Consider the following 11,929-nt stretch of genomic DNA (forward strand, 5'->3'; position numbering starts at 1 on the left):
AATCACTCGAGAGCTTCGAGGAGCTTCTCGAGGAACATCTTCTCTGGGTAAGCACCCTCAAACTCGACCTTGTCAACGCCATCAACTTGGATGACTATCTTTGGAACTGCCATGACTCTGTACTGGTCAGCCCACTCTGGGTATTCAATAGCCTCGACCATATCTCCAAGTATTTTACCCTTTCCAGCCAATGCGTTCTCAATAGCAAATTTGTGAGCCATTCTAACTGCCATTGGACAGTATGGACAGGTTGGGGTTACAAAAACTAGTATTCTGACATCTTTGTCAATGCTCTTAAGTGTATCTTTTGTATCTGGCATTAAGTCAGTTGTACCATTTGATACATCGACTATATCCTCAAGGAATGCTCCAAATTCATGTCCAGCTGGGAGTCCAAAGTATCTAACTCCCAAATCTTTTCCATCTTGAGTGATTATTGTCGCTGGAGCTCTATCAATCCTGTATTTTTCTGCAAGTTCCTTTTCAGTGTCAAAGTCATGAATCTCGTAACTCACTAAATCACTTAGCTCGCTAATCTCTTGAACAAGTTGCTTAAGCTGCTCGCAATATTGACAGTGTTCTTTACCCACGAACACGATGAGCTTGACTGGGTTAGTTAGTTTTGAAAAGAATTCCTCTTTAATAACTTTCTTGTCTCCATCGCTTATCAATCCCATTTCAAACACCTCCAATCTTTAAGCTAAAGGTTTATAACCTTTAGAGTGCAACATTTTAACAAAGTTTGCAAATTTAAAGTTGTCAACCAAAGGTTGGATGCACACTATATAAGCTTTACGCTACAAATTTGAGTAGGTGGGGGACATGTCTGAGCCGGATATATTTTACATTTTAGGGAATAAGGTGAGGAGAGATTTACTTAGTCATTTAACTTGTACTGAATGTTATTTTAGCCTATTAAGCAATAAAGTTAGTGTTTCATCAACAGCAGTATCAAAGCATCTCAAGATCATGGAAAGAGAGGGACTTTTGAAATCCTATGAAAAAGAGGGGAAGTTCATTGGTCCAGTAAGAAAATATTACAAAATTACCTTATCTAACACCTACGTTGTCACTGTTACCCCCAATTTGTTCTGGTATAAAGGGATTAAATTAGAGGAAAAGCCAAGCCTCAGAAAATTTGAGATTAATCTTGAAAATCTCGATGCTTCTCCTGATACATTGCAGTCAATGGTCATCAATTTTATCGATGCCAACAAAGAGCTGGGGAATCTTTTAGAGGCTCTTAAGACACTCGAAAGTTATAGAGATATGCTTGTCAGAAGCATAAAAGAGCGTTATTTAGATGAAATTGGAGACATGACTCAATTAGCAATATTACATTATTTACTGCTCTATGGGGAGGCTACAATTGAAGACCTTAGTGATCGCCTAAATCTCAAAGAGAGAGAGGTTATCAAAAAAGCTGAAGAGTTAAACAAGTTTGTACCGTTAATAATAAAAGAAGATAGCATTAAAATAGACGAGGAAAAACTTAGAAAAATTGTGAAATAATAAGGGGGTTAAACTATGACGCTTCCAAGGGTTAAAATACTGATTAACAGAGAAAAGTGCTATCTTTGCGGTTCTTGTGTAGCAGTATGTCCAAAAGAGGCAATAATAATTGAAAGCGAAGAATGGAGATTCTTCCAAGAAAAATGCATTGGGTGTAAGTTCTGCATTTTGGCTTGTCCAGTTGGAGCATTGACTGCTAAGGAGGTTGAGTGAAATGGAGCTGCATTATGATGTTGTAGTCGTTGGAGCTGGCATTGCGGGGCCAATTTTATCAAGGAATTTAGCTAAAAAAGGATACAAAGTTCTCATGATTGATAAAAAAGCTGAAATAGGTTCACCAAAGAGATGTGGGGAAGGATTGGGCATCGCAAACTTTAAAAAATATGATATTCCCATGGATAAACGCTTTATAAATAGGGAAATTTATGGCGCTGCTATATATTCTCCAAGTGGCTACAAACTTGAAATCAGGTATGATAAAGTCGCTGGTGTAATCTTGGAGAGAAAGATTTTTGATAAAATGCTTGCTTATTATGCAGCCAAAGCAGGAGCAGATGTCATGGCAAAAACAGAAGCAGTTGGTCTAATAAGGAAAGAAGGTAGGATAGCTGGAGTTAAGGCTAAGCACGAAGGAGAGTCTTTGGAGATTTACGCTGATGTAATTGTCGCAGCTGATGGTGTAGAAAGCAGGGTAGCAAGGTGGGCCGGAATAAACAGCTTTTTACCACCTCACGAGCTTGATTCTGCCTATGAATACGAAATGATAATTGAGAATTTTGAGTTTGATCCTGATATAATTCATCTTTACTTTGGGAATGAAGTTGCTCCAAGAGGCTATGTCTGGATCTTTCCAAAAGACGAAGATAGAGCTAATGTTGGAATTGGAATTAATGGAGACAATCCAAAAACAGCAAAGTACTATCTAGAGAAGTGGCTTAAAGAGAACAACATAAAAGGAACCAAGATTCTAGAAGTCAATGTTGGAGGAGTCCCAGTCGGCGGCTTTTTGAAAGAGCTTGTCAAAGATAACGTTGTGGTTGTTGGTGATGCAGCAAGGCAAGTAAACCCAATGCACGGCGGAGGAATGGCTGAAGCTATGGAGGCAGCAACAATAGCAAGCAAATGGATTGATAAAGCTTTGAGCGAAGAAAACCTTGAACTGCTTAAGGGATATACGGATGAATGGTGGGCTGGAGAAGGTCAAAAGCTTCTTAGAATTCTAAAAGTTAGGCAGATAAGTGAAAAGCTCAGCGATGATGAGCTTGATGTGGCAGTCCAAGCGTTGAGTAGTGCAGATGCCGAGAAAATAGCTGCTGGAGATTACAAGGAAGTCTTCAAGGCTTTGATAAAGAACCCAAAAATCTTGCTCAAACCAAGGATGCTCAAACTTTTGAAAGAAGCCCTTTAATTTTATCAAGTTTCTATTTGTGATTTTTTGCTTTATACCTCATCTAAACCAAAGGTTTTAGAAAACTTCTTATATTTTAAGTACAAATATTTCTTAATTATTTGATTACTGGAGGGAGAAGTATGGAACTTGCATATAAGCTTGCCATTCTTCCTCCAATTGGAGCTATTGCAACAAAGGGAATAATCTTGGCCTTAGGCTCAGAGAGCGAACTTACTGTCAAGATTGCAGTGTTATTTTTTATTGTAGGTTTTTTAGCTTATTTTGGTTGGTTCCTGTACAAGATGATGATCGTGGGGGTTTATCCTGAAGAGAAGGGAACGGTGTTAAAGTCTCTCGTGCTATGGTTTGTGTGCTTAATCTTAAGCTTTTCAATAATTTTTGCCTGACCTTCTTTTCCATTTCTTACAGTTCATATTTAAGCAGACCTCATATTCCCTATTTCCCTCTCTAATCTTCACTATTGGAGCATTACCACATTCTGGACAAACTTTTCCCGTTGGAATTATTTCCCCTCTCTGGAGGAGAGGATACGTAACATCACAATTAGGCCAGTTAGAACAGCCGACAAACCTCTTTCCTGTTTTTCTGTTGTACCTCACAACTAAATCTCCACCACATTTAGGGCATTTTCCTACAATTATTTCATTATTATTTCTTTTTCCTTCTTCTTTTCCTTTTTCATTATCAGCAGCCCGCTTTATTGCTTCTTCCTCTTCTGCTGTCAGTTCTTTAGCAGTCTTTTTCTTTGATTTCTTTGTTTTCTTTTCTTCACTCTCAATAAGTTTTTCCATCAGTTCTCTGCCTATGTCAAGCTCTTTGGCTTTAAACTCCTTGAGAATTTTTATCAGCTGTTCCTTTGCTTCTTCAATAACCCTATCTTTGCTCAGTTTTCGCTTCATGATTTCTTCCATTTTTTCTTCGAATTCTCTTGTAAGTTCAACGCTGACAATTTCCGGCACGTTCTTTTCCAAAGCTTCAACTACTTTCATGCCGAGAGGAGTTACCTTAATTTTCTTCTTCCCTTCAATGTAGCCTCTTTGATAGAGTGTCTCTAAAATTTGAGCTCTTGTCGCCTTTGTTCCTATTCCTAAATCTTCCATCTTCTTAATGACACTCGCTGGAGAGTATCTCGAAGGTGGCTTTGTCTTCTTTTTCTCACGCTTGATTTGAATAACCTTGACAGGTTCACCTTCTCTAAACTTGGGCAGAATAACTTCATCAAAGCTGACATATTTGCCGTAAATTTTAAGCCAGCCTTCCTTTACTGTTCTTGCTCCGCTTAAAATGAACCTGTGATTGTTTGAGTTTATTATGACCTTCATTATCTCTCTAACTGCTGGGTCTGCAAATGCTGCCAAGAATCTTCTAACTATCAAATCGTAGATGTTCTTCTCCTCTTGAGTTAGCTCTCCAGGTTTTGGTAATTCACCAGTAGGATAAATTGCTGGATGAGCTGGGTCATCTTTTGGCCCTTCAACTGGTTTTAGCTGAGATTTACCCAAAAGCTCATGGGCAAAGGGCTTGTACTCTGTAATCTTTGCGAGGCTTTGAATTATGTATCTGTAGTTTAGGTTTTTAGGGAGTTTCTGGGAGGAGGTTCTGGGGTAGCTCGTAAATCCACGCTCATACAGCCTTTGTGCAATGTCTAAGGTCTTCTTTGGGGAATAACCAAAAGCAGAATACGCCTCTCTCTGGAGTGTTCCCAAGTCAAATGGATGGGGAGGATTCCTCTTCTGTTGCTTAACTTCAACTTTCTCGACAAAAGCTGGCCCTTTCTTGGCCTCTTGAACAATGCGCTTTGCTTCTTCTTCATCTAAGATGCGTTCTTTTTCGTAAGTAGCTGTATACTGTTTCCCGTTTTTCTCCAAAATCATCTTTATTACCCAGTATGGAGTCGGCTTGAAGTTTGCAATTTCCTTTTCTCGTTCAACTAAGAATTTGAGTGTCGGCCCTTGAACTCTACCCGTGCTTAAAATCATCCATTTGCCGCTTGCACGCTTTATGGCATGTGTTAGAGCTCTCGAAAGGTTGACACCCCAATACCAATCAAGAACATGTCTGGCTATTCCAGCATCAGCCATTCCAAAGTTTATTGTTGGCTCAATGTTGTACCATGCCTTAAGGATATCTCGTTTTGTTAAAGCTGAGAACTTCATACGCTTTGCTTTCTTTGGGTCAACACCGCAGGCGTATTTTAATGCTGTGTATCCAATGACCTCACCTTCGGTATCATAGTCACAAGCAACTACAAATTCATCAGCTCTCTTTGCGAGCTCTCTCAAAGCTTTGATATAATCTTTAGCATAACTTTTTCCTTTTTCAGCAACATAGACAGGAACCCACTCGATGTCAAAAATTGGATAACCATAAGTTTTAGTTTTTGGAGCTAGTGTATAAAGATGACCAACTGCTGGAGCTACAATAATCTTTTTTCCATCTCTTGTTAGTTCGTAGTATGGAACACCATACAAAGTTTTTCGTACTGGTTTTCCTTCAGCTAAGGCATGTGCTATCTTTTTTGCAACATTAGGCTTCTCTGCTATGATGAGCGTGACCATAGTAACACCTTAGAGCAGTTGAAGGGAGAGATATAAAAACACTGCGGAGCGCAGGATATTTATATGTCACCGACGGAAGTTTATAAAGGTGACTTCAAAATGAGCATAACTCCAGAAGTTAAAAAGCTGAAGGATATGGTGGAGTATCAAGAGAACTCAATAGTGAGCAGAACTATAATAGACAAAAAAACTGGTACCGTGACCATTTTTGCATTTGATAAAGGGCAGGGGCTGAGCGAGCATACTGCTCCTTTTGATGCCGTTGTGTATGTTTTAGATGGCGAAGCTGAAGTTATCATTTCAGGCAGGTCGTATTACCTCAAAGAAGGGGATATGATAGTGATGCCTGCCAACGAACCTCATGCGTTGAGAGCATTGGACAGATTTAAGATGCTCTTAATAATGATAAAGGAGGAATAGATGAGCTTCTTTAGCTTCTTCAATTTTTAATCTGCCTCTCTTTTTCCTGAAGTCTTTTTATGACACAGTACGAAGTCGATGGATCAGGGAGAGATATAAATTTTGGGGGGCAGTAGGGATGTCGCCCCCCTGGGGGTCCCGAGGTCATCGCAACCCAATACTCCTCGGGCATAATAATGTAGGAGCCAAAGGCTTATAACACTTAACCCTACATGAAGTATGAAAGTACAACAGGTGTGAGCAATGGCAGGAACAATAAGCAAAATTGTGAGATTTGAGGATGAGGAAGAGTTTTTAATGGATATGGAAGATATCATGGAGCGCTTTACCTATTTGGCAAGTCGGTATGGAAGTGGAAGTGTTCTTGAAGGCTTTCTTCTGTGGGACTATGTGGGGGTTCAGGATGATGAGGGGATAAAGATATTCCGCATTGGAGAGTTTCCTTACATTGAAGGCACGCTTAAAATTGATTACGAAACATTAAGAACTTTAGAACAATATTTTGATGAAATTGAAAGCCGTTGGAGTGATTTAAGCGTTGAGGAAATTGACTACTTCATTGAGATGCTCAATGAAGCATTGGGGAAGGAAATTGTGTTCTATGAGGCTTATGATTTGGGCTTGAGCAGAAATGAAGCATATCTCATCTTAAACATTAAATCACTCCATTATCTTGATAATGTCGTGGATGCTGAGGATAGGGAAGTATTAGAAGGAGCTGTGAGGCTTTTGATGAAATATATATGAGGTGGTTTTATGCTGTTCAAGAAGAAAGGACTCTTCACGGTTAGTGATGCAATGAAGGTAATTGAGATTGCGAGTAGGGAAAATGCAAAAGAGATCGTCGTAATGTGCGAGGCTATTGAGGAAGAAGCTAAGAGAAGGCTGTGGGACTATGCAAATGGAGTACGACTCCTGGCTGATTTGATGGGAGAGCAAAGAGAGGTTAGGGTTGAAATTCTTGAGGGCTATGTGAGTGATAAGGTGAAGGGAATTGATTTAAGTGAGGTGTCTCAATGAAGCTTGTCCTAGCAGAAATATTTAACAGCTGGCAGGGCGAAGGTGGAAGTGTAGAGGGCTCAGCCTTTGGGAGGAGGCAGATTTTTGTCAGATTTGCTGGCTGTGATCTCAACTGTGTGTGGTGCGACTCAAGGCAGTTCATAGATGCCTCAAGAGTTTTACAGTGGCGCTACGAGGTTGAGCCTTTTTCTGGGAAATTTAAATATAAGTCCAATCCAGCCAGCTTAGATGAAGTTGTTGAGGTTATTTTGAGCCTTGACACTGGGGATATTCATTCAATCAGCTATACTGGAGGGGAGCCAACACTACAAATTAAACCTTTAATGGCATTAATGGAAAGAATGAATGAGCTTGGCTTTAAGAATTTCCTCGAAACTCACGGAGGTTTTCCAGAGAAGATTGCCGAGATTGCTCATCTCGTTGATTACGCAAGCGTTGACATAAAAGATGAAACTGCAAGGGCAACTGAGGACTGGAGGGATTTGATCCTAAGGGAAGTTGAGAGCATTAAAGTCTTGAAGAAGGCTGGTACAAAGGTTTATGCCAAACTTGTGGTTACAAAAGACACTAAACTTGAAAATGTTGAGTGGTATGCTTCTCTTCTCAAAAGCTTAGCTCCAATGGTAATTCAGCCAAAGGAACCAATTGATTTAACACAAAACCAGCTGATGGAGTTTTACGAAGCTGCTGCTAAGATTTTGGGGAGAGAAAACGTTGGATTGAGCTTTCAAGTTCATAAGTACTTGAATGTTTTGTGAGTGCTTTTCTCAAATATTATCATCCAGATTACTCCGAATAATTTAAAAGACTAGATTGTGCTATAGTGTCATGTGGATATGTTTGCCAAGAGTAAACAATTGGGTGATTCATATGGATCCATCGTCATTGCTAGCGGTACTGTTTGTGATAATCATCGTACTGCTGCTGTGGGATAGTGTTAAAAGGTATGAGTTTGAAAAGGACGAGGTAAGGACAGTTGTATTATTTGTGGCTGTGCTCTTTCCTTTGATTCTTGCATATATTTATTTTGAAGAAAACGAACTTTTAAGTTTTGTAATCGCATTGCTTATCCTTGCAGCTCTGATTTGGAGCGTTTGGAAATCTTTAAAATCTATAAAGCTAGAAAGGATTGCTAAAAATCTTGACAAGTTCTACAGAACTAACACACTTAATGGGCTTATCTTTGGAGTTGCGATGCTCATTCAGTGGCATTTGATGGGTAGTCCGCTTTTCGCTGTTCTCGGTATACTGTGGTTTGCAGTTAGTGCTTTTGCCATGTTAAGGAAAGCTGAAGCAGTGATTGCTACTATTGGGGGCATGTTTATAATTCTCGGCATCATTCTTCTTACCTTCCATGACCTTCTGATGAAAGTTTTCGGAGTTGGAATGATTATGTACAGTTTTGTATCCATTAAAACTGCTAAGGAGGTGAGGGAATGGAAAAGAAGAGAATTATAATCGTGACAGGATGGATGTTGTTACTAATCTTGTTTGAGCTCCTCTCACTATATCTCCAAGATCAGGGAGAAGAGTTATTGGCAAAGCTTTTCGCTATAGCGATGCTTGTGGTAATGCTTGTTGGTGCTTATCTGTTAGCTAAAAGCGACGTAGAACTTCCACAAATTCGGAATGAAAAAGCTAAGTCTATTTTAATAGCTCTACCGATTATTCTCGCTATATCTCTCGGACTTACAGAAGGCGACAAAATTTATGCTATAGTCGGGATTTTAATTGTGCTCTCATTGATACTAGAAAGGTTTGAGAGCCCATTATTAGATAGCCTATCCTCAATTTTTGTAATGATTGGAGGCGCTCTTATAGCTTTTCAATGGATTACAGCTAGAGAATATGTGGCTAAGATAGCGGGGCTGTTTATGATTGGCATAGTAGGAATTGCAAGTGGAATATTGTTATACGTTACAATAAGGGGGCACAGACATAGAAGTTAAGAGAGTCTTAATAAAAATCGTGCTAGTTATATCACTATTGCTTCTAGTTGCAGGTTTGGTTAGTGTTTTCAACACCTTTAATTCCTCCAGAGAGAGCGGGATTGCTAGGCAGTGTTATGGGGGTAAGCTCTGTCCAAGTATTGGTAGGACAGTTAAAATTTTATAATAGACAAAATTAGCTCACCTTAGGCGATGATGTAGATTGGCCTTTGGGGTATTGATGCCCGGGATCGACGTAGCTGAGCCTTCACAATAATCCAACCTCTGCAAGTGCAAATTCAATCTCTTGAACAGCCTGCTCATCAAGTAGCAGGGAGGGCATCCTTGGATAACCAACGTTTAAGCCGAGCATGTTCATAGCTTCCTTTATTGCACTTATCTGATTGTATTTTTTCACAAGAACTTCATTGAGGTAGTTTATCATCAATTGCAGACGTTTAGCTCTATCATATTTCTTTTCAAGAAAAGCAGTGTAAAGCTCAACACATAAGCGGGGAGCAACATTTGCAACAGCTATAACCGCACCATGAGCCCCTAATGCCAAGGCAGGATAAATTAAATCAGCTGTTCCAGCTAAGATGCTCATGTCTTCGCCAAGCCTTCTGATAAGCTCACCTATCCTCCCAATTGAGCCACTTGAATCTTTAATCCCCACTATGTTTGAATATTCTTCAACTAAACGCTCAATAATTTTAATTGGAATGTTTATACCAGTAAATTTGGGAACATTGTAAATCAGAATTGGGGCTTCAACGCTCTGAGCTATTGCAGAATAGTGAGCAAAAAGTTCCTTTTCGTTGGGCTTGAAGTAGTAAGGTGGTGCTATCAAAAGGGCATCTACACCAAGATTCCAGGCTTCTTTTGCCAGTCTTATGGTCTCTCGCGTTGAATTTTCAGTCACACCAGCTATAACTGGCAGATTTGTCTCTTCACAAACTATTTTTAAAACTCTTAGCTTCTCTTCAAAATTCAGATATGGAAACTCACCATTGCTCCCTAGCGTTACAAAACCGCTCACCTTGGCATTTTCAAAGTAATGAATAAGATCTCTCAAAGCTTCTTCATTAATCTCCTCATCTTCATCGAAAGGCGTTACATGGGGAACGTATATACCCTCAATCAAACGGAACACCAACAAAAGTTGGATTTTTAGGTAATAAATTTTTTGATAAATTTGATGAACAAGCTTTTAAGTTCAGTTGTATAAGAGCTGAAATGGGATTCGACAATGAAATGCATTATAATAGGGCATTTAACTCACGATATAATAATAAGAGGAAACACCAAAACCGAGAGAATTGGAGGAGGGGCTTATTATTCTGCTCTTGTACTTTCGCCTTTCTGTGATGTGGAAGTTATAACTAAAATCAGCAAGAGCTTCCCAAGAAAATGGCTGAAAGAACTTGAAGAAAAAGGAATAAAGATTACAGTTCTACCATCGAAGGAAACAACAACTTACGAGCTTAGATATCTTGATGAAAACACGAGGAGTCTTAAGCTGCTGGCTAAAGCTGAACCTTTCAAACCAGAGGAAATCCCTCATGAGAATTCTGATATAGTAATTTTAAATCCCGTTGCCAATGAAATTCCAATCGAAATAGTAAACAACCTAAAGAGCTTTATATCCCTTGATGTTCAAGGATTTGTGAGAGACTTTAAAGATGGAAAAGTCGAATTCAAAAAGATTGATGCATCTTTTCTGAAAGGAGTTAAGGTCGCTCATGCCGATGTGAATGAATTTAGGATGTTAATTGATCCAAAGCTTCCAGATGTTATGCTGATTTCCAATGGTGCTGACAGAGGAGAGGCAATATATAGGGGAAATAGATATCACTTTGAACCTCTAAAGATGCCCGTCGCTGAAACAACAGGAGCTGGAGACTCGTTTTTAGCTTATTTCTCATACTTTTACAAGCAGTGCCCATTCATGCAGGCTCTGAAAAAAGCAGTATCATTCACGGCGTTCTTCCTCAAACACCGCACTCCGTTCTTTGATTTTGATGAAGCCATAGAAAACGCTAAAAACGTGGAAGTTGAGAAAATAATGACCGATGAAGAAACGTCAGCACGCTGAGAAGTGATGAGACGGGACTTCTCTGAGGTGAAAATTCGAGGTGAGGGCTATGGACAGATACGTTCTGCTAATTAAGGCTCCTAGAGGCTATAATATAACTGCGGTTAAAGAGGATATAAAAAAGCTCATTTCAGAAAAATATCCTGAGCTAAAAGCTGAGATTCATAGATGCATTGGATTGACGGTTGATTTGGTTATTGTATATAAAAATGGGGTTGTTTTGATAAAACGCAGACATGAGCCTTTTAAAGATCACTGGGCTTTGCCAGGTGGCTTCGTTGATTACGGGGAAAGAGTAGAAGATGCAGCAATTAGAGAGGCAAAGGAGGAGACAGGGTTAGATGTTGAGCTGATAAAGCTCATTGGGGTTTACAGCGATCCTAACAGAGATCCAAGGGGACATACAGTTACAACAGCCTTCTTGGCCAAAGGGTATGGTGATCTGAAAGGTGGAGATGATGCCAAAGAGGCTAAAGTCTTCAGCTTTGATGAGATTAAAAGCTTAAAGCTGGCTTTTGACCATGCAAAGATAATGGAAGATGCTCTGAGGATTTTAAAGGAGGCGAGCCTATGATTGACTCTGTGAAGTTTGGCGAGATTATTGTCGAAGGGAAGAGATACACCCACGACATCGTTATCTATCCTTCCGGAAAGATTGAGCACAGGAAGAAGGAGCTTTCAAAGAAAAAGCATGGGACAAGTCATAAGTTTGATCCAGATGAGCTGAAGGAGTATCTTACGGAGGATTTTGACGTTTTGATTGTAGGGACCGGGATTTATGGGGCTTTGAGGTTACTCCCAGAGGCTAAAGAGATTGTTAAGGACAAAGAGATCATTGAAAAGCCAACACCAGAGGCGATAAAGCTTTTCAATGAATTGAGGAAAGAAAAGAAGGTGCTGGGAGTTTTTCACATTACATGCTAATTCGAAGGTATGCTGGATTTTATTTAAATTTTTGACATGGGAATTCTTTTGTATCTTCTTC

16 protein-coding genes are annotated in these 11,929 nt (G+C 39.6%); 13 read left to right on the plus strand and 3 right to left on the minus strand.

Features of this window, described 5'->3' with window-relative positions; translation table 11 throughout:
- Positions 1 to 2: 2 nt before the first annotated feature.
- On the minus strand, positions 3 to 677 hold the full coding sequence (gene pdo / locus TES1_RS03135) for a protein disulfide oxidoreductase (RefSeq protein WP_042680124.1): 675 nt from the start codon (positions 675 to 677) through the stop codon (positions 3 to 5).
- Between the two features lie 145 nt (positions 678 to 822).
- Here pdo and surR point away from each other — a divergent pair, with 145 nt between their 5' ends.
- From surR to TES1_RS03155, 4 genes are all read left to right on the plus strand, one after another.
- Positions 823 to 1,512 carry a sulfur metabolism transcriptional regulator SurR gene (gene surR / locus TES1_RS03140; RefSeq protein WP_042680126.1) on the plus strand — a complete coding sequence of 230 codons (690 nt, stop codon included), beginning with the start codon at positions 823 to 825 and terminating at the stop codon, positions 1,510 to 1,512.
- A gap of 15 nt (positions 1,513 to 1,527) precedes the next feature.
- Positions 1,528 to 1,725 (plus strand): DUF362 domain-containing protein, encoded by a 198-nt coding sequence (locus tag TES1_RS03145; RefSeq protein ID WP_042680127.1) that lies wholly within the window; start codon positions 1,528 to 1,530, stop codon positions 1,723 to 1,725.
- A gap of 7 nt (positions 1,726 to 1,732) precedes the next feature.
- Positions 1,733 to 2,920, plus strand: coding sequence for a geranylgeranyl reductase family protein (locus tag TES1_RS03150; protein ID WP_173391310.1), 1,188 nt, complete (start codon positions 1,733 to 1,735; stop codon positions 2,918 to 2,920).
- Between the two features lie 122 nt (positions 2,921 to 3,042).
- Positions 3,043 to 3,309 carry a hypothetical protein gene (locus TES1_RS03155; protein WP_042680131.1) on the plus strand — a complete coding sequence of 89 codons (267 nt, stop codon included), beginning with the start codon at positions 3,043 to 3,045 and terminating at the stop codon, positions 3,307 to 3,309.
- On the opposite strand, the gene topA is transcribed toward TES1_RS03155, so the two are convergent.
- The gene (topA, locus tag TES1_RS03160) at positions 3,292 to 5,481 is read right to left on the minus strand and encodes a DNA topoisomerase I (RefSeq protein WP_042680133.1); all 2,190 of its coding nucleotides are present in this window, start codon (positions 5,479 to 5,481) and stop codon (positions 3,292 to 3,294) included. The two genes, TES1_RS03155 and topA, sit on opposite strands and share 18 nt — an antisense overlap.
- A gap of 99 nt (positions 5,482 to 5,580) precedes the next feature.
- On the opposite strand from topA, the gene TES1_RS03165 reads away from it, so the two are divergent.
- The 6 genes from TES1_RS03165 to TES1_RS03190 all read left to right on the plus strand — a co-directional run bounded on the left by TES1_RS03165 (position 5,581) and on the right by TES1_RS03190 (position 8,870).
- Positions 5,581 to 5,901 (plus strand): cupin domain-containing protein, encoded by a 321-nt coding sequence (locus TES1_RS03165; RefSeq protein WP_042682682.1) that lies wholly within the window; start codon positions 5,581 to 5,583, stop codon positions 5,899 to 5,901.
- Between the two features lie 243 nt (positions 5,902 to 6,144).
- Positions 6,145 to 6,648: a hypothetical protein gene (locus tag TES1_RS03170; protein ID WP_042680135.1), complete on the plus strand. Its 504-nt coding sequence runs from the start codon at positions 6,145 to 6,147 to the stop codon at positions 6,646 to 6,648.
- A gap of 9 nt (positions 6,649 to 6,657) precedes the next feature.
- Positions 6,658 to 6,921, plus strand: a complete 264-nt coding sequence (locus TES1_RS03175) for a hypothetical protein (RefSeq protein ID WP_042680137.1) — start codon at positions 6,658 to 6,660, stop codon at positions 6,919 to 6,921.
- The gene (locus tag TES1_RS03180; protein WP_042680140.1) at positions 6,918 to 7,679 is read left to right on the plus strand and encodes a 7-carboxy-7-deazaguanine synthase QueE; all 762 of its coding nucleotides are present in this window, start codon (positions 6,918 to 6,920) and stop codon (positions 7,677 to 7,679) included. The genes TES1_RS03175 and TES1_RS03180 overlap by 4 nt, the downstream gene beginning before the upstream one ends.
- 112 nt (positions 7,680 to 7,791) lie before the next feature.
- Positions 7,792 to 8,379, plus strand: coding sequence for a hypothetical protein (locus tag TES1_RS03185; RefSeq protein WP_042680142.1), 588 nt, complete (start codon positions 7,792 to 7,794; stop codon positions 8,377 to 8,379).
- Positions 8,358 to 8,870: a hypothetical protein gene (locus TES1_RS03190; RefSeq protein WP_042680143.1), complete on the plus strand. Its 513-nt coding sequence runs from the start codon at positions 8,358 to 8,360 to the stop codon at positions 8,868 to 8,870. Before TES1_RS03185 ends, TES1_RS03190 begins: the two co-directional genes overlap by 22 nt.
- Positions 8,871 to 9,117: 247 nt before the next feature.
- Here the strand turns inward: TES1_RS03190 and dapA are convergent, their stop codons facing one another.
- Entirely contained in the window at positions 9,118 to 9,993 is an 876-nt protein-coding gene (gene dapA / locus TES1_RS03195; protein ID WP_042680145.1) for a 4-hydroxy-tetrahydrodipicolinate synthase, read from the minus strand.
- Between the two features lie 105 nt (positions 9,994 to 10,098).
- Here dapA and TES1_RS03200 point away from each other — a divergent pair, with 105 nt between their 5' ends.
- The 3 genes from TES1_RS03200 to TES1_RS03210 are packed head-to-tail and all read left to right on the plus strand — an operon-like array spanning position 10,099 to position 11,868.
- The gene (locus TES1_RS03200; RefSeq protein ID WP_042680147.1) at positions 10,099 to 10,944 is read left to right on the plus strand and encodes a carbohydrate kinase family protein; all 846 of its coding nucleotides are present in this window, start codon (positions 10,099 to 10,101) and stop codon (positions 10,942 to 10,944) included.
- Positions 10,945 to 10,993: 49 nt separating this feature from the next.
- Positions 10,994 to 11,518, plus strand: a complete 525-nt coding sequence (locus TES1_RS03205) for an NUDIX domain-containing protein (protein ID WP_042680149.1) — start codon at positions 10,994 to 10,996, stop codon at positions 11,516 to 11,518.
- Positions 11,515 to 11,868, plus strand: coding sequence for an Mth938-like domain-containing protein (locus TES1_RS03210; protein ID WP_042680151.1), 354 nt, complete (start codon positions 11,515 to 11,517; stop codon positions 11,866 to 11,868). The genes TES1_RS03205 and TES1_RS03210 overlap by 4 nt, the downstream gene beginning before the upstream one ends.
- Positions 11,869 to 11,929 lie beyond the last annotated feature (61 nt).

The organism is Thermococcus paralvinellae, from assembly GCF_000517445.1.
Taxonomy (GTDB): domain Archaea; phylum Methanobacteriota_B; class Thermococci; order Thermococcales; family Thermococcaceae; genus Thermococcus_B; species Thermococcus_B paralvinellae.